This window comes from Streptomyces sp. SCA2-17, assembly GCF_044336695.1.
In genome coordinates this window covers 785,654-802,121 of sequence record NZ_CP117521.1, presented here as the reverse complement: position 1 = coordinate 802,121, position 16,468 = coordinate 785,654, and the positions used below count along the sequence as shown (strand labels likewise).

General features: G+C 72.3%; 17 protein-coding genes. 16 read left to right on the top strand and 1 reads right to left on the bottom strand.

Features of this window, described 5'->3' with window-relative positions:
- Positions 1 to 56: 56 nt before the first annotated feature.
- Positions 57 to 1,415 (top strand): replication-associated recombination protein A, encoded by a 1,359-nt coding sequence (locus tag PS271_RS03500; protein WP_398379995.1) that lies wholly within the window; start codon positions 57 to 59, stop codon positions 1,413 to 1,415.
- A 150-nt stretch (positions 1,416 to 1,565) separates the two neighbouring features.
- Here the strand turns inward: PS271_RS03500 and PS271_RS03495 are convergent, their stop codons facing one another.
- Positions 1,566 to 2,279 carry a DUF2470 domain-containing protein gene (locus tag PS271_RS03495; protein ID WP_398379993.1) on the bottom strand — a complete coding sequence of 238 codons (714 nt, stop codon included), beginning with the start codon at positions 2,277 to 2,279 and terminating at the stop codon, positions 1,566 to 1,568.
- Between the two features lie 188 nt (positions 2,280 to 2,467).
- On the opposite strand from PS271_RS03495, the gene rpsD reads away from it, so the two are divergent.
- The 15 genes from rpsD to nusB all read left to right on the top strand — a co-directional run bounded on the left by rpsD (position 2,468) and on the right by nusB (position 16,435).
- The gene (gene rpsD, locus PS271_RS03490) at positions 2,468 to 3,082 is read left to right on the top strand and encodes a 30S ribosomal protein S4 (protein WP_235481951.1); all 615 of its coding nucleotides are present in this window, start codon (positions 2,468 to 2,470) and stop codon (positions 3,080 to 3,082) included.
- A 225-nt stretch (positions 3,083 to 3,307) separates the two neighbouring features.
- The gene (locus tag PS271_RS03485) at positions 3,308 to 3,748 is read left to right on the top strand and encodes a DUF948 domain-containing protein (protein ID WP_241999953.1); all 441 of its coding nucleotides are present in this window, start codon (positions 3,308 to 3,310) and stop codon (positions 3,746 to 3,748) included.
- An 8-nt stretch (positions 3,749 to 3,756) separates the two neighbouring features.
- Positions 3,757 to 4,086, top strand: coding sequence for a DUF6167 family protein (locus PS271_RS03480; RefSeq protein WP_120758271.1), 330 nt, complete (start codon positions 3,757 to 3,759; stop codon positions 4,084 to 4,086).
- The gene (gene alaS, locus PS271_RS03475; RefSeq protein WP_398379989.1) at positions 4,086 to 6,755 is read left to right on the top strand and encodes an alanine--tRNA ligase; all 2,670 of its coding nucleotides are present in this window, start codon (positions 4,086 to 4,088) and stop codon (positions 6,753 to 6,755) included. Before PS271_RS03480 ends, alaS begins: the two co-directional genes overlap by 1 nt.
- Positions 6,756 to 6,758: 3 nt before the next feature.
- Complete coding sequence (gene ruvX, locus PS271_RS03470; protein ID WP_043188057.1) at positions 6,759 to 7,223, top strand: Holliday junction resolvase RuvX; 465 nt, start codon at positions 6,759 to 6,761, stop codon at positions 7,221 to 7,223.
- 132 nt (positions 7,224 to 7,355) lie between these two features.
- Positions 7,356 to 9,008: an endolytic transglycosylase MltG gene (gene mltG, locus PS271_RS03465; RefSeq protein WP_398379987.1), complete on the top strand. Its 1,653-nt coding sequence runs from the start codon at positions 7,356 to 7,358 to the stop codon at positions 9,006 to 9,008.
- On the top strand, positions 9,008 to 9,847 hold the full coding sequence (locus tag PS271_RS03460) for a shikimate dehydrogenase (protein WP_398379985.1): 840 nt from the start codon (positions 9,008 to 9,010) through the stop codon (positions 9,845 to 9,847). Before mltG ends, PS271_RS03460 begins: the two co-directional genes overlap by 1 nt.
- 159 nt (positions 9,848 to 10,006) lie before the next feature.
- Positions 10,007 to 11,191, top strand: a complete 1,185-nt coding sequence (gene aroC, locus PS271_RS03455) for a chorismate synthase (protein WP_235481956.1) — start codon at positions 10,007 to 10,009, stop codon at positions 11,189 to 11,191.
- The gene (locus PS271_RS03450; RefSeq protein WP_398379982.1) at positions 11,188 to 11,733 is read left to right on the top strand and encodes a shikimate kinase; all 546 of its coding nucleotides are present in this window, start codon (positions 11,188 to 11,190) and stop codon (positions 11,731 to 11,733) included. Before aroC ends, PS271_RS03450 begins: the two co-directional genes overlap by 4 nt.
- A 7-nt stretch (positions 11,734 to 11,740) precedes the next feature.
- Complete coding sequence (aroB, locus tag PS271_RS03445; protein WP_398379980.1) at positions 11,741 to 12,832, top strand: 3-dehydroquinate synthase; 1,092 nt, start codon at positions 11,741 to 11,743, stop codon at positions 12,830 to 12,832.
- The gene (gene aroQ, locus PS271_RS03440) at positions 12,829 to 13,287 is read left to right on the top strand and encodes a type II 3-dehydroquinate dehydratase (protein WP_398379978.1); all 459 of its coding nucleotides are present in this window, start codon (positions 12,829 to 12,831) and stop codon (positions 13,285 to 13,287) included. Before aroB ends, aroQ begins: the two co-directional genes overlap by 4 nt.
- Before the next feature lie 149 nt (positions 13,288 to 13,436).
- Positions 13,437 to 14,168 (top strand): AAA family ATPase, encoded by a 732-nt coding sequence (locus PS271_RS03435; protein WP_398379976.1) that lies wholly within the window; start codon positions 13,437 to 13,439, stop codon positions 14,166 to 14,168.
- A 103-nt stretch (positions 14,169 to 14,271) separates the two neighbouring features.
- Entirely contained in the window at positions 14,272 to 15,381 is a 1,110-nt protein-coding gene (locus PS271_RS03430; protein ID WP_398379974.1) for an aminopeptidase P family protein, read from the top strand.
- 50 nt (positions 15,382 to 15,431) lie between these two features.
- Positions 15,432 to 15,998, top strand: coding sequence for an elongation factor P (gene efp / locus PS271_RS03425; RefSeq protein WP_398379972.1), 567 nt, complete (start codon positions 15,432 to 15,434; stop codon positions 15,996 to 15,998).
- A gap of 2 nt (positions 15,999 to 16,000) precedes the next feature.
- Entirely contained in the window at positions 16,001 to 16,435 is a 435-nt protein-coding gene (nusB, locus tag PS271_RS03420; RefSeq protein ID WP_398379970.1) for a transcription antitermination factor NusB, read from the top strand.
- Positions 16,436 to 16,468: the final 33 nt, after the last annotated feature.

Sequence of the window (16,468 nt, the reverse complement as noted above, 5' to 3'; positions counted from 1 at the left end):
CCGCCGGACCTCCTGGTCCGGCGGCGTTGTCAGTGGGGTGGCATAGGGTTTCGGACGTGGAGCCCGACCTGTTCACCGCAGCCGCAGAGGACCGCCAGGAGAAAGACCCGGCGAGCAGTCCCCTGGCCGTGCGCATGCGCCCCCGCACGCTCGACGAGGTCGTGGGGCAGGGACATCTGCTCAAGCCCGGCAGTCCCCTGCGGAGGCTGGTGGGGGAGGGCAGCGGCGGCCCGGCCGGCCCCTCGTCGGTGATCCTCTGGGGCCCGCCCGGCATCGGCAAGACGACCCTCGCGTACGTGGTCAGCCAGGCCACCAACAAGCGCTTCGTGGAGCTCTCCGCGATCACCGCGGGCGTCAAGGAAGTACGGGCCGTCATCGACGGCGCGCGCCGCGCCTCCGGGGGCTACGGCAAGGAGACCGTCCTCTTCCTCGACGAGATCCACCGCTTCAGCAAAGCCCAGCAGGACTCCCTGCTGCCCGCCGTGGAGAACCGCTGGGTCACGCTCATCGCGGCCACCACGGAGAACCCGTACTTCTCGATCATCTCCCCGCTGCTCTCCCGCTCCCTGCTGCTGACCCTGCAAGCGCTCACCGACGAGGACCTGCGGGGGCTGCTGCACCGCGCCCTCACCGACGAGCGAGGGCTCGGCGGCGCCGTGACCCTGCCCGAGGACGCCGAGGCGCACCTGCTGCGGATCGCCGGCGGCGACGCCCGGCGCGCCCTCACCGCGCTGGAGGCGGGTGCGGGCTCGGCCATAGCCAAGGGCGAGGGCGAGATCACCCTGGAGACGCTGGAGGAGGCCGTCGACCGGGCGGCCGTGAAGTACGACCGCGCCGGTGACCAGCATTACGACGTCGCGAGCGCCCTGATCAAGTCGATCCGCGGCTCCGACGTGGACGCCACGCTGCACTATCTGGCCCGCATGATCGAGGCGGGCGAGGATCCGCGGTTCATCGCGCGGCGGCTGATGATCTCCGCGAGCGAGGACATCGGCCTGGCCGATCCCACGGCCCTCCAGACGGCGGTCGCCGGTGCGCAGGCCGTCGCGCTGATCGGCTTCCCCGAGGCGAGGATCACGCTGAGCCAGGTGGCGATCGCGCTGGCGCTGGCCCCGAAGTCCAACGCGGCCTACCTCGCCATCGACGCCGCCCTCGCCGACGTCCGGGCGGGCCTCGCCGGCCCGGTGCCGCCGCACCTGCGGGACGGCCACTACAAGGGCGCGGAGAAGCTGGGGCACGCGCAGGGGTATCTGTATCCGCACGATCTGCCCGGCGGCATCGCGGCGCAGCAGTACGCGCCGGACGCGGTCCGGGGCCGGAGCTATTACGCGCCGACCCGGTACGGGGCGGAGGCCCGCTATGCGGACGTGGTGGAACGCGTGCGGTCCCGCTTGCGCGGGGAGCAGGAGGGCTGATCCTGGTTCGGCACCGCCGGTCAGGCACCTTCAGCGTCTCGCCGTTGCGGCGGAAAAGAATGGTCCCGCCGCAGCGGCGCGCACCCCCCACCGGAGGTGATCGGCGGTGCCGGACCCGTGCTCAGCCCGGTCGTGAAGGCGGGCCCCGCCCTAATCGGCCGCGGCCTCGAAGAGGCGATGCATCGCCCGGCGCAAGCCGACCACGTCGCGGACCGGCTCCGGGAATTCAAACCGCGCGTCGAAGGACCGGTCCGCCGGCGCCCCGCTGCCCGCGCGGGTGAACCGCACCCGCAGCCCGAAGCGGTCCAGCGCCAGCGGCACCGCGCGGTCGCCCGCGCGGCGCGCGTCCTCGGCCCGCTCGCCGAGGAGCGCGTACAGCCCGAGGACCTGGTCGCCGTGGCCCGCGTGCAGGTGCTGGAGCAGCTCGGCCTCGTGGCCGATGAGCGGGTCCGGCTGGGCCCGGGTGAATTCCTCGGGCTCGACGTCCTCCGCGCCCCACAGGTCGTCCACGCTCGCCTCGCCGACCTCCAGGCGCACCATCATCCGGCCGGGCTCGGTCACGCCGGGCACGCAGGTGACCCAGCCGGAGATCCAGGCCCGTCCGCGGATGCGGCTGGGCACGGAGACCGGGGCCACGTCGGTGAGCTCCAGGACGGCGGGCAGCTCGTCGTCCTGGGCGTGGGTGGCGGCGCGCACGGCCGGGCTGTCGGCGGGGAAGACCAGGAAGACCTCGCCGTCGGGACCGACGCTGCGCGCCTCGGGCATCAGCTGGTCGGGACGGGTGGCCGCGGCCCCGGGAACGAGCAGCACCGCGGAGCATGTACTCTGTACGAGAGTTCGTGTGCGCTCGGCTGCTGACGGCATCCGCGCGATTTCAAGTCCGCTGGGACGCGGCTGACCACGATCTGATCGGACCTCCGTCACGTCGGCGCCATCGAGAGCGCCGGTCTTCTGCGTGCTGTCCGTGATGTGACTGGTGTTCCCCGGGCGAGACATGCGATCTCCTTGAGTAAGGTAAGCCTAACCTAACCTATTTCGGAGGTCTGGAGAACGTGCCTAACCAGTCGCGTCCCAAGGTCAAGAAGTCTCGTGCGCTCGGCATTGCGCTGACCCCGAAGGCCGTCAAGTACTTCGAGGCCCGCCCCTACCCGCCGGGTGAGCACGGCCGTGGCCGCAAGCAGAACAGCGACTACAAGGTCCGTCTGCTCGAGAAGCAGCGTCTGCGCGCCCAGTACGACATCAGCGAGCGCCAGATGGTCCGTGCCTACGACCGCGCCCGCAAGGCCGAGGGCAAGACCGGCGAGGCCCTGGTGGTCGAGCTCGAGCGCCGCCTCGACGCCCTCGTCCTGCGTTCGGGCATCGCCCGCACCATCTACCAGGCCCGCCAGATGGTCGTCCACGGCCACATCGAGGTCAACGGTGGCAAGGTCGACAAGCCGTCCTTCCGCGTCGCCCCGAACGACGTCGTGATGGTCCGCGAGCGCAGCCGCAGCAAGCCGCTGTTCGAGACCTCCCGCGCCGGTGGCTTCGCCGCCGACGGTGAGACCCCGCGCTACCTGCAGGTCAACCTGGGCGCCCTGGCCTTCCGCCTGGACCGCCTGCCCAACCGCAAGGAAGTTCCGGTCATCTGCGACGAGCAGCTCGTCGTCGAGTACTACGCCCGCTAAGTCCGGGTGTACCCCCCGGCAGCAGCCGGGGGAGCAGGACTGCCTTTCGCCCAGCCCGTCGTTCCGCCGCCCTCGTGGCCGCGGGACGGCGGGCTGGCGCGTTTCCGGGGCACCGCGCTCGCACATCCGTGCCGTACGGACCGGTAATGCGGTACGGGCGCGGAGGCCCGGCGCGATAAGGTCGGTATCCGAGCAGAAAAGACCACAGTTAGGGAGCGGTGCAGCGTGTCCGGTGGAGAGGTGGCCGGGATCCTCGTGGCCGTCTTCTGGGCCATTCTGGTGTCCTTCATCGCCCTGGTGCTGGTGCGGCTCGCGCAGACGCTCAAGGCGGCCACCAAGCTGGTCGCCGACGTCACCGAGCAGGCCGTGCCGCTCCTCGCCGACGCCTCGGCGACCGTCCGCTCCGCGCACACCCAGCTCGCCCGCGTCGACTCGATCGCCGCGGACGTCCAGGAGGTCACGGCGAACGCCTCGGCGCTCTCCTCGACCGTCTCCTCCGCCTTCGGCGGCCCGCTGGTCAAGGTCGCCGCCTTCGGCTACGGCGTCCGGCGGGCGATGGGCCGCAAGGCCGCTCCCGAGCCGAAGGGCTCCGTCTTCGTCGGCAAGGCCGTCGGCAGCCCCCTGCCGTCCGCCCGCGCCGGCCGCCGCACCCGTGGGAAGGGTTGACCCCAGGAATGTTCCGCCGCACCTTCTGGTTCACGACCGGTGTAGCAGCCGGTGTCTGGGCCACCACCAAGGTCAACCGGAAGCTCGCCAAGCTCACCCCGGAGAGCCTGGCCCTGCAGGCCGCGGACCGCGCGGTCATCGCCGGGCGCAGGGTCAAGCTCTTCGCGCTGGACGTCCGTGACGGAATGGCGCACCGGGAAGCGGCGCTCAAGGACGCGCTCGGCCTCAGCGCCGCGCCGCCCGCCCCCGAGCACCGCGCGGTCCCCGGGCAGCGCCACCTCGTCGCCCTCGACCAGCACCACACCTACAACTCGCTCACCCGGAAAGAGGACCACTGATGGAGTCGGCTGAAATCCGCAGGCGCTGGCTGCGCTTCTTCGAGGAGCGTGGGCACACCGTCGTGCCGTCGGCGTCGCTCATCGCGGACGACCCGACCCTGCTCCTGGTCCCCGCGGGCATGGTCCCCTTCAAGCCGTACTTCCTCGGCGAGGTCAAGCCGCCGTTCTCGCGCGCCACCAGCGTGCAGAAGTGTGTCCGCACGCCGGACATCGAGGAGGTCGGCAAGACCACCCGGCACGGCACGTTCTTCCAGATGTGCGGCAACTTCTCCTTCGGCGATTACTTCAAGGAAGGCGCCATCAAGCTCGCCTGGGAGCTGCTGACGACTCCCGTGGCGGACGGCGGCTTCGGCCTGGAGCCGGAGAAGCTGTGGATCACCGTCTACCTCGAGGACGACGAGGCCGAGCGCATCTGGCGTGACGTCGTCGGCGTGCCCGCCGAGCGGATCCAGCGGCTGGGCAAGAAGGACAACTACTGGTCCATGGGCGTCCCCGGCCCGTGCGGCCCCTGCTCCGAGATCAACTACGACCGGGGTCCGGAGTTCGGCGCCGAGGGCGGCCCGGCCGTCAACGACGAGCGCTACGTGGAGATCTGGAACCTGGTCTTCATGCAGTACGAGCGCGGTGCCGGCGACGGCAAGGAGGACTTCCCGATCCTCGGGGACCTGCCGTCCAAGAACATCGACACCGGTCTCGGCCTCGAGCGCCTCGCCATGATCCTGCAGGGCGTGCAGAACATGTACGAGACCGACACCCTGCGCGTCGTCATGGACAAGGCCACCGAGCTGACCGGCGTCCGCTACGGCGCCGCCAAGGGCACCGACGTCTCGCTGCGCGTGGTCGCCGACCACATGCGCACGTCCACGATGCTCATCGGCGACGGCGTCACCCCCGGCAACGAGGGCCGCGGCTACGTCCTGCGCCGCATCATGCGCCGCGCCATCCGCAACATGCGCCTGATGGGCGCCACCGGCCCCGTCGTGGCCGAGCTGCTCGACGTCGTCATCAAGACGATGGGGCAGCAGTACCCGGAGCTGGAGAGCGACCGCAAGCGCATCGAGACGGTCGCCCTCGCCGAAGAGGCCGCCTTCCTCAAGGCCCTCAAGGGCGGCACCAACATCCTCGACACCGCCGTGACCGAGACCAAGGCCGCCGGCGGCACGGTCCTCGCCGGCGAGAAGGCGTTCCTGCTCCACGACACCTGGGGCTTCCCGATCGACCTCACCCTGGAGATGGCCGCCGAACAGGGCCTGTCCGTGGACGAGGACGGCTTCCGCCGCCTGATGAAGGAGCAGCGGGAGCGAGCCAAGGCCGACGCCAAGGCCAAGAAGACCGGCCACGCCGACCTGTCCGCCTACCGCGAGGTCGCCGACACCGCGGGCGAGACCGAGTTCACCGGCTACACCCGCAACGAGAACGAGTCCACGATCGTCGGTCTCCTCGTCGACGGCCTGCCCTCGCCGGCCGCCACCGAGGGCGACGACGTCGAGGTCATCCTGGACCGCACCCCCTTCTACGCCGAGGGCGGCGGCCAGCTCGCCGACACCGGCCGCATCAAGCTCGACACCGGTGCCGTGATCGAGGTCCGCGACGTGCAGAAGCCCGTTCCGGGCGTGCACGTCCACAAGGGCGTCGTCCAGGTCGGCGAGGTCACCGTGGGCGCCTCCGCCTACGCCTCGATCGACGTCAAGCGCCGCCGCGCCATCGCCCGCGCCCACTCGGCCACGCACCTCACCCACCAGGCCCTGCGCGACGCGCTCGGCCCGACGGCCGCCCAGGCCGGCTCGGAGAACTCGCCGGGCCGCTTCCGCTTCGACTTCGGCTCGCCGGCCGCCGTTCCCGGCACGGTGCTGACCGACGTCGAGCAGCGCATCAACGAGGTCCTCTCCCGGGAGCTCGACGTGCAGGCCGAGGTGATGAGCCTGGACGAGGCCAAGAAGGCCGGAGCCATCGCCGAGTTCGGCGAGAAGTACGGCGAGCGCGTGCGCGTCGTCACCATCGGCGACTTCTCCAAGGAGCTGTGCGGCGGCACGCACGTCGGCAACACCGCCCAGCTGGGCCTGGTGAAGCTGCTGGGCGAGTCGTCCATCGGCTCGGGCGTGCGCCGTGTCGAGGCCCTGGTCGGCGTCGACGCCTACAACTTCCTGGCCAAGGAGCACACGGTCGTCGCCCAGCTCCAGGAGCTCGTCAAGGGCCGCCCGGAGGAGCTGCCGGAGAAGATCTCCGGGATGCTCGCCAAGCTCAAGGACGCCGAGAAGGAGATCGAGCGCTTCCGCGCCGAGAAGGTCCTCCAGGCCGCCGCGGGCCTGGCCGAGGGCGCCAAGGACGTGCACGGCACGGCCCTGGTCACCGGCCGCGTCCCGGACGGCACCGGCGCCGACGACCTGCGCAAGCTCGTCCTCGACGTGCGCAGCCGCATCAACGGCGGCCGCCCGGCCGTCGTGGCCCTGTTCACCGTGGCCAATGGCCGCCCGCTGACGGTCATCGCCACCAACGAGGCCGCCCGCGAGCGCGGTCTCAAGGCCGGCGACCTGGTCCGTACGGCCGCCAAGACCCTCGGCGGCGGCGGTGGCGGCAAGCCGGACGTCGCCCAGGGCGGCGGCCAGAACCCCGAGGCCGTCGACGAGGCCATGGCCGCCGTCGAGCGCCTCGTGGCCGAGGCGGCCTGACCCGTGCGCCGAGGAAGACGCATCTCCGTCGACGTCGGGGACGCCCGGATCGGGGTCGCCTCGTGCGACCCCGACGGGATCCTCGCCACCCCGGTGGAGACCGTGCCCGGCCGTGACATCCCCAAGGCCCACAAGCGGCTCGTGGAGATCGTCGCGGAGTACGAGCCGATCGAGGTCGTCGTCGGCCTGCCCCGTTCCCTCAAAGGAGGGGAGGGGCCGGCCGCGGCCAAGGTGCGCACCTTCGCCAAGGAGATGGCGCGCCGCGTGGCGCCCGTCCCGGTGCGCCTGGTCGACGAGCGCATGACGACGGTCACCGCGACGCAGGGGCTGCGCGCCTCGGGCGTCAGTTCCAAGAAGGGCCGGTCCGTGGTGGACCAGGCGGCCGCGGTCGTCATCCTGCAGAACGCCCTGGAGACCGAGAAGGTCTCCGGCAGGCCCCCGGGCGAGACCGTCGAAGTGGTCATCTGATCGCAGTACGGTAACGTTCCGCGCTGAACATGGCAGCCGTCCGGCCGCCCGTCCTCGACGGCGGCCGGACGACTGGGAACCGCGCTCCTCCCGAGCGCCCACCTGCTGCCGCTGCGCGGCTCTAGGGGATCGATGACTGAGTACGGCCGGGGCTCCGGCTCCCAACCGTGGCATCCTGACGACCCGCTGTACGGGGACCAGGGCTACAGCGGCGGACAGCAGCAGCACCCGCAGCAGTCGCAGCAGCCCCAGTACGGTCACGGCCAGCAGCAGTATGGCTGGGACCCCGCCCAGGGCGGGCAGCAGCAGTACGGGCAGCAGGGCGGCGGCACGTACGGCGGCGGGCAGTCCGACTACTACGGCGCGTCCGACGGCTATCAGCAGCAGCCGCAGCATCCCCAGCAGCCGCATCCCCAGCAGCCGCAGCATCCTCAGCACCAGGTGCCTCAGCAGCCGCACGGCCAGCAAGGGCACCAGCAGTCCCAGCAGCAGATGCATCAGACGCAACAGCAGCAGCAGGCGCAGCACGCCGGGTCGTACCAGCCGCAGCAGGAGTGGTCCGAGCCCGACGAGGAGAAGATCTCCCTCTTCGACGACCTGCCTCCCGCCACGGCCCGCCCCGGCGAGCACGACGGCGAGCCCGGCCTGCCCGGGGACGAGGACGACGACGAGCCGCGCGAGGAGCCCTCCCGCGGCCGCGACCGGCGCGGCAAGAAGCCCAAGAAGCCCAAGAAGCGCCGCAGCGGCACCGCCTGCCTGGTGGTCGCCGTGGTGCTCCTCGGCGTCGTGGGCGGTGGCGGCTACTTCGCCTACGACTACTGGCAGACCCACTTCGGCGCGGCGCCGGACTACGAGGGCCAGGGCGACGGCCAGGTCCAGGTCGAGATCCCCAAGGGGGCCAGCCTGACCGAGATGGGCCGGGTCCTGGAGAAGGCCGGCGTCGTCAAGAGCGTCGGCGCCTTCACCGACGCCGCCGCCAAGAAGGCCATCCAGCCGGGCACGTACACGCTCCACAAGCAGATGTCCGGCGCGGCGGCCGTCGAGATGATGACCAACGCCGGCAACTTCCTGACCATCGCCGAGGGCCGGCGGGCCGTCCAGGTCTACGGTGCCATCGACCAGAAGCTGGGCCTTCCGGCGGGCACCACCAAGGACGTCGCCAAGAACCAGGCGAAGAACCTCGGGCTGCCCTCGTGGGCCAACACCGACCCCAAGATCAGGGACCCGCTGGAGGGCTTCCTCTATCCCTCGCAGTACAGCGCCGGCAAGGGCACCAAGCCGGAGACCATCCTCAAGCAGATGGTCGCCCGGGCCAACGAGAACTACGCCAAGCAGGACCTGGAGGGCAAGGCGCGCGAGCTGGGCCTCAAGTCCCCGCTCCAGATGATCACCGTGGCCAGCCTGGTCAACGCCGAGGGCATGACGCACGACGACTTCCGCAAGATGGCGCGGGTCATCTACAACCGCCTCAAGCCCACGAACATCGAGACGAACGGCAAGCTCGAGTTCGACTCGACGTACAACTACACGAAGAACCAGAGCAAGCTGGACCTCAGCCCCAAGCAGCTCCGGGCGCTCGACGACCCGTACAACACGTACTTCTACAAGGGCCTGCCTCCGGGCCCCATCGGCAACCCGGGCGAACAGGCCCTCAAGGCGGCCATGGATCCGGAGCCGGGGGACTGGTACTACTTCGTCTCCATCAACGAGAAGACGACGTTCACCAAGAACCTGCAAGAGCACCAGAAGCTCGTGGACGAGTTCAACAAGAGCCGGAAGCAGTGATGAGCCACGCCCCGGAGCGCCGCCGCGCGGCCGTCCTCGGTTCCCCGATCGCCCACTCGCTCTCCCCGGTCCTGCACCGCGCCGCGTACGCGGAGCTGGGCCTGGGGGAGTGGACGTACGACCGGTTCGAGGTGGACGAGGCCGCGCTGCCGGCCTTCCTCGACAAGCTGGACGAGACCTGGGCCGGGCTGTCCCTGACCATGCCGCTCAAGCGGGCGGTGATGCCGCTGCTGGACGAGGTCAGCAGCACGGCCGCGTCGGTCGAGGCCGTCAACACCGTCGTGTTCACGGAGGACGGCCGCCGCCTCGGGGACAACACCGACATCCCCGGCATCGCCGCGGCCCTGCGCGAGCGCGGCGTGACCGGGACCGCCTCCGCCGCCGTGCTGGGTGCGGGCGCCACCGCGTCCTCCGCCCTGGCCGCCCTGGCCGGGATCTGCACGGGCGAGGTCGTCGTGTACGTGCGCAGCGCGGCCCGCGCGGCCGAGATGCGCGAGTGGGGCGAGCGGCTCGGCGTCGCCGTCCGCACCGAGGACTGGTCCCGCGCCGCCGAGGCGCTCACCGCCCCGCTGGTCGTGGCCACCACTCCCGCGGGGGCCACCGACGCCCTCGCGGAGGCCGTACCGGACCGCCCCGGCGCCCTCTTCGACGTGCTCTACGAGCCGTGGCCCACGCCCCTGGCCGCGGCCTGGTCCGCGCGCGGCGGCACGGTTCTCGGCGGCCTGGACCTCCTGGTCCACCAGGCGGTTCTCCAGGTCGAGCAGATGACCGGTCGTCCGCGGGCGCCGCTGGCCGCGATGCGCGCGGCGGGCGAGGCCGCCCTGGCCGCCCGCGGCTGACGGCACCCGTCCGGGTGACCACGACCTGACTCAGTCCGTTCCACAACGCGGACCGGAGCGCGGGCGGGACCGCGCGGCATGGGAGGATCAGAAGCGGCGGGCCGGGGCCGCGCACCCGGTCGCCGCACGATCCAAGGCGCGCGAGCATGAGGAGTCCCGTTGAGCAGGTTGCGCTGGCTGACTGCCGGTGAGTCGCATGGTCCGGCACTCGTGGCGACGCTGGAGGGCCTGCCCGCCGGTGTCCCCGTCACCACGGACATGGTGGCGGACCACCTGGCCCGCCGGCGGCTCGGCTACGGCCGCGGCGCGCGCATGAAGTTCGAGCGGGACGAGGTCACCTTCCTCGGCGGCGTGCGCCACGGCCTGACGATGGGCTCCCCGGTCGCGGTCATGGTGGGCAACACCGAGTGGCCCAAGTGGGAGAAGGTCATGGCGGCCGATCCGGTGGACCCGGAGGAGCTGGCGGCGATGGCCCGCAACGCCCCGCTGACCCGCCCCCGCCCCGGCCACGCCGACCTCGCGGGCATGCAGAAGTACGGGATCGACGAGGCCCGCCCGATCCTGGAGCGCGCCTCCGCGCGCGAGACCGCCGCCCGCGTCGCCCTCGGCGCCGTCGCCCGCTCCTACCTCAAGGAGACGACGGGCATCGAGATCGTCTCCCACGTCATCGAGCTGGCCGCGGCCAAGGCCCCGCTCGGCGTCTACCCCACGCCCTCCGACGTCGAGAAGCTCGACGCCGACCCGGTCCGCTGCCTGGACGAGGCGGCGAGCAAGGCGATGGTCGCCGAGATCGACCAGGCCCACAAGGACGGCGACACGCTCGGCGGCGTCGTCGAGGTCCTGGCCTACGGCGTCCCCGTCGGCCTGGGCTCGCACGTGCACTGGGACCGCCGCCTGGACGCCCGCCTCGCCGCCGCCCTGATGGGCATTCAGGCGATCAAGGGCGTCGAGGTCGGCGACGGCTTCGAGCTGGCCCGGGTGCCGGGCTCGCAGGCCCACGACGAGATCGTCTCCACCGAGGACGGCATCCGCCGCACCTCCGGCCGCTCCGGCGGCACCGAGGGCGGCCTGTCCACGGGCGAGCTGCTGCGCGTCCGCGCGGCCATGAAGCCGATCGCCACCGTGCCGCGCGCCCTGCGCACCGTCGACGTGGCCACCGGCGAGGCCGCCCAGGCCCACCACCAGCGCTCCGACGTCTGCGCGGTCCCGGCCGCCGGCATCGTCGCCGAGGCGATGGTCGCCCTCGTCCTGGCCGACGCGGTGGCGGAGAAGTTCGGCGGCGACAACGTCGCCGAGACCCGCCGCAACGTCCAGGGCTACCTCGAGAACCTGGCCATCAAGTGACCGCGCCCGCCGTCGTGCTGGTGGGCCCGCCGGGAGCCGGCAAGTCCACCATCGGCGCCCTGCTCGCCCAGCGGCTGGGCACCGGCTACCGCGACACCGACGCCGACATCGAGCGGACCGCCGGCAAGCCCATCCCGGAGATCTTCATCGACGAGGGCGAGCCGCACTTCCGCGAGCTGGAGCGGCAGGCGGTGCGCGCCGCCGTCGCCGGGCACCCCGGCGTGCTCTCCCTCGGCGGCGGCGCGATCATGGACGAGGGGACCCGGGCCCTCCTCGCGGGGCTGCCGGTGGTCTTCCTCGACGTCGAGCTCGCCGACGCCGTCCGGCGCGTCGGCCTCGACGCCCCGCGCCCGTTGCTCGCGGTCAACCCGCGGCAGCGCTGGCGCGAGCTGATGGAGGCCCGCCGCCCGCTCTACACCGAGGTCGCCCGCGCCACCGTCACCACCGGCGGCCGCACGCCGGACGAGGTCGCCGACGCCGTGCTGGAGGCCCTGCACCTGGCCCCGGTGCCCGGCGACCGTACACAGGACACCACGCAGTGAGGAACGCATGACCGACGCCCCCACCCGCATCCAGGTCGCCGGCAGCGCGGGCACCGACCCGTACGAGGTCCTGGTCGGGCGCCAGCTGCTGGGCGAGCTGCCCGGCCTCATCGGCCCCAAGGCCAAGCGGGTCGCCGTGCTCCACCCGGAGGCCCTCGCCGAGACCGGCCAGGCGATCCGCGAGGATCTGGCCTCCCAGGGCTACGAGGCCATCGCGATCCAGCTGCCCAACGCCGAGGAGTCCAAGACCGTCGAGGTCGCGGCCTACTGCTGGAAGGCGCTGGGCCAGACCAGCTTCACCCGCACCGACGTCATCGTCGGCGTGGGCGGCGGCGCCACCACGGACCTCGCCGGCTTCGTCGCCGCCACCTGGCTGCGCGGCGTGCGCTGGATCCCTGTGCCCACCACGGTGCTGGCCATGGTCGACGCCGCCGTCGGCGGCAAGACCGGCATCAACACCGCCGAGGGCAAGAACCTCGTCGGCGCCTTCCACCCGCCCGCCGGCGTCCTGTGCGACCTGGCCGCGCTGGACTCGCTGCCGGTCCACGACTACGTCAGCGGCCTCGCCGAGGTCATCAAGGCGGGCTTCATCGCGGATCCGGCCATCCTCGACCTCATCGAGGCCGACCCCGAGGCCGCCCGCACCCCCGCCGGGCCGCACACCGCCGAGCTGATCGAGCGCGCGATCCGGGTCAAGGCCGATGTGGTCTCCTCCGACCTCAAGGAGTCGGGCCTGCGCGAGATCCTCAACTACGGCCACACCCTCGCCCACGCCATCGAGAAGAACGAGCGCTACAACTGGCGGCACGGCGCGGCCGTCGCCGTCGGCATGGTCTTCGCCGCCGAGCTCGGCCGCATCGCCGGCCGCCTCGACGACGCGACCGCCGACCGGCACCGCGCGATCCTCACCTCCGTGGGCCTGCCCGTCACCTACCGCGGAGACCAGTGGCCCAAGCTGGTGGAGACCATGAAGGTCGACAAGAAGACCCGCGGCGACCGGCTGCGCTTCATCGTCCTGGACGGCCTGGCCAAGCCGACGGTCCTGGAGGGCCCCGACCCGGCGATGCTGCTCGCGGCGCACGCCGAGATCGCGGCGTGAGCGCCGTGCCGGAGCAGCCGCGGAAGGTCCTGGTCCTCAACGGCCCCAACCTGGGCCGGCTCGGCTCGCGCGAGCCCGACGTCTACGGCTCGACGTCCTACAAGGGCCTGGTGGAGGCGTGCGCCCGGCTCGGCGCGGAGCTCGGCTTCGCCGTGGACGTGCGGGAGACCAACGACGAGGGCGAGATGGTCCGCTGGCTGCACGAGGCGGCCGACGGCGCCCTCCCGGTCGTCATCAACCCCGGCGCCTTCACGCACTACTCGTACGCCATGCGCGACGCGGCCGCCCAGCGCACCGCGCCGCTGATCGAGGTGCACATCTCCAACCCGTACGCGCGCGAGGAGTTCCGCCACACCTCCGTGATCGCGGCCGTCGCCAGCGGCACCGTCGCGGGCTTCGGCATCGGCTCCTACCGGCTCGCGCTGCGGGCCCTGGCCGAGGAACTCGCGGGCTGACGCGGCCGTTGCCCCTGCAGGGGCAACGGGGACGGGGCTCGGGTACTCTCCCGTCTGGCCGACGCCCGGTGGCGTGAGCTGAGGGCCTCTCAGCTCACGCCACCGGGCGCCCCTGACGCCCGCGCCCTTACGAGACGGAGTGCCACCGGATGCAGTACCCCGCGGGACCGCCGCTGCCGCCGGCCCACCCCCCGATGCCGGGCACGCCCCCGCCGCCCGCCGCGCAGACCGGTCATCCCGCCGCGCAGACCGGCCATTTCGTGCTTCCGCAGGGCGCACCCGTGCCGGGCCCCGCGCCCGCCGCGCAGCCCGTCGATCCCGCCCACGCCCCGGTCGCGGTGATCCTCATCGGCCCGGCCGGCGCCGGGAAGACGACCGTGGCCCGGCACTGGGCGGACACCCGCCGCGTGCCCACCGCCCACATCAGCCTGGACGACGTCCGCGAGTGGGTGCGCTCGGGCTTCGCCGACCCGCAGTCCGGCTGGAACGACCACTCCGAGGCGCAGTACCGGCTGGCCCGCCGCACCTGCGGCTTCGCCGCCCGCAACTTCCTCGCCAACGGCATCTCCTGCATCCTCGACGACGCCGTCTTCCCCGACCGGCCCGCCGTCGGCCTCGGCGGCTGGAAGCGCCACGTGGGCCCCGGCCTGCTCCCCGTCGTCCTGCTGCCCGGCCTGGAGGTCGTCCTGGAGCGCAACGCCGAGCGCTCGGGCAACCGCCGCCTCGGCGACGATGAGGTGGCCCGGATCCACGGCAGGATGGCCGGCTGGTACGGCTCCGGCCTGCCCATCATCGACAACTCCCAGCAGGACGTCACCACCACCGCCCGCCTCCTCGACGAGGTCGTCGCCCGCTCGCTGGCCAGCCCGCCCAGCTGGTGACCGCCCGCCCGCCGGCCGGCCCCTGGCCGGGCGGGCGGGCGCCGGTGCCCGGTCGGACGCGCTGGGACGGCCGCCCGCGCCACCCCGCCGTAGGCTCAGAGACATGTCCGAGGTGTACGCGGCGCGCCGCGACCGGCTGCGCGAGCGCTGCCACGCGGCCGGCAGCGAGGCCGCCCTGGTCTCCGGGAACGCCAACGTCCGCTATCTGGCCGGCACCGCCCCGGCCGGGGCGGTCCTGCTCGTCTGCCCCGGCCGGGACGTCCTGGTGTGTCCCTGCGACCCCTGCGGCGGCGAGGCCTCCGGCCCCCGGGCCGCCGAGGACCTCCAGGTCGTCGTACTGGCCGAGGCGGACGGCGACCCGGCCGTCGCCGCCGCCGAGCACGCCGCGGCCGCGGGCAGGAGCTCGCTCGCCGTGGAGGAGCACCACCTGACGGTCTCCCGCCACCGCACCCTGCGGTCCGTCGCGCCCCGGCTGCGCCTGACCGACCTCGGCCCGGCCGTGGAGCAGCAGCGGCTCGTCAAGGACGACGAGGAGATCTCCTCCCTGCGGATCGCCGCGGAGATCGCCGACCAGGCCCTGGGGGAGCTCCTGGAGTCGATCCTGGTCGGGCGCACCGAGCGGCACCTGGCCCTGGAGCTGGAGCGCCGGCTGGTGGACCACGGCGCGACGGGCCCGGCCTTCCCCACCTCGGTGGGCGCGGGCCCGAACTCGGGGCTGGCCGGGCACCTGCCGGGCGACCGCCGGGTGGAGGAGGGAGATTTCCTCAGCGTGTGCGTGGGCGCCGACTACCGCGGCTACCGCAGCGAGATCGGCCGGACGTTCGTGATCGGCACCAGCCCGGCGGACTGGCAGATCGAGCTCTACGACCAGGTGTTCGCCGCCCAGCGGGCCGGCCGGGAGGCGCTCGCGCCGGGCACTCCGTACCGGGAAGTGGACCGCGCGGCGCGCCTGGTGCTGGAGGCCGCGGGGCACGGCGAGCGGGTCGGGCCGGGCATCGGACACGGCGTGGGACTCGAAAACGACGAGGACCCTCGGCTGACACCTTCGGCAATGGGTAAACTGGACGCTTGCGTGCCGGTCACCGTAGATCCGGGGGTACACCTCCCGGGCCGCGGCGGAGTCCGGATCGATGACACGCTCGTCGTCCGCCCCGAGGCGGACGGCGGACCCGAGCTACTCACCATCACGACCAAAGAGCTGCTCGCGCTCTAGCGGGGCGCACCGCACTTTCTGGTTCCACCAGTCCAGGAGATACCGCAACCGTGGCATCCACGAACGACCTCAAGAACGGCATGGTGCTCAAGCTCGACGGGGGCCAGCTCTGGTCCGTCGTCGAGTTCCAGCACGTCAAGCCCGGCAAGGGCCCCGCCTTCGTCCGTACGAAGCTGAAGAACGTGCTCTCCGGCAAGGTCGTCGACAAGACCTTCAACGCCGGCGTGAAGGTCGAGACGGCCACCGTCGACCGCCGCGACATGCAGTTCTCCTACATGGACGGCGAGTACTTCGTCTTCATGGACATGCAGACCTACGACCAGCTGATGGTCGACCGCAAGGCCGTGGGCGACGCCGCCAACTTCCTGCTGGAGGGCTTCACCGCCACCGTGGCCACGCACGAGGGCGAGGTGCTCTACGTCGAGCTGCCGGCCGCCGTCGAGCTGACCATCGACCACACCGACCCGGGCGTCCAGGGCGACCGCTCCACCGGTGGCACCAAGCCCGCCAAGCTGGAGACGGGCTACGAGATCCAGGTCCCGCTCTTCGTCACCACCGGCGAGAAGATCAAGGTCGACACGCGCACCGGCGATTACCTCGGCCGGGTGAACAGCTAACCGTGGCTGCCCGCAGCAAGGCCCGCAAGCGCGCCTTCCAGATCCTCTTCGAGGCCGACCAGCGCGGCGTCACCGTGCAGAACGTGCTCGCGGACTGGATCCGGCACTCGCGGTCCGACGACCGCCAGCCGCCGGTGAACGAGTACACGATGGAGCTGGTCGAGGGGTACGCGGAGCACGTCTCCCGCATCGACGAGCTGATCTCCACCTACGCGGTCGACTGGGACCTGGACCGGATGCCGGTCGTGGACCGGAACATCGTGCGGCTCGGTGCCTACGAGCTGATCTGGGAGGACGGCACTCCGGACGCGGTGGCGATCGACGAGGCGGTGCAGCTCGCCAAGGAGTTCTCCACGGACGACTCGCCGGCCTTCGTCAACGGTCTGCTCGGCCGCTTCAAGGAGCTCAAGCCGAGCCTTAGGCGCGACGAGAAGTAAGCCGCAGAACGCAAACCGCCCGGGGGCGGGAAA

What these genes read in the sequence shown, in the direction of transcription:
- mltG (WP_398379987.1), top strand. Translation starts at nt 7,356, where the DNA reads ATGACTGAGTACGGCCGGGGCTCCGGCTCCCAACCGTGGCATCCTGAC.
- aroB (WP_398379980.1), top strand. Translation starts at nt 11,741, where the DNA reads ATGACCGACGCCCCCACCCGCATCCAGGTCGCCGGCAGCGCGGGCACC.
- alaS (WP_398379989.1), top strand. Translation starts at nt 4,086, where the DNA reads ATGGAGTCGGCTGAAATCCGCAGGCGCTGGCTGCGCTTCTTCGAGGAG.
- PS271_RS03460 (WP_398379985.1), top strand. Translation starts at nt 9,008, where the DNA reads ATGAGCCACGCCCCGGAGCGCCGCCGCGCGGCCGTCCTCGGTTCCCCG.
- PS271_RS03435 (WP_398379976.1), top strand. Translation starts at nt 13,437, where the DNA reads ATGCAGTACCCCGCGGGACCGCCGCTGCCGCCGGCCCACCCCCCGATG.
- PS271_RS03495 (WP_398379993.1), bottom strand. Translation starts at nt 2,279, where the DNA reads ATGCCGTCAGCAGCCGAGCGCACACGAACTCTCGTACAGAGTACATGC.
- PS271_RS03430 (WP_398379974.1), top strand. Translation starts at nt 14,272, where the DNA reads ATGTCCGAGGTGTACGCGGCGCGCCGCGACCGGCTGCGCGAGCGCTGC.
- PS271_RS03480 (WP_120758271.1), top strand. Translation starts at nt 3,757, where the DNA reads ATGTTCCGCCGCACCTTCTGGTTCACGACCGGTGTAGCAGCCGGTGTC.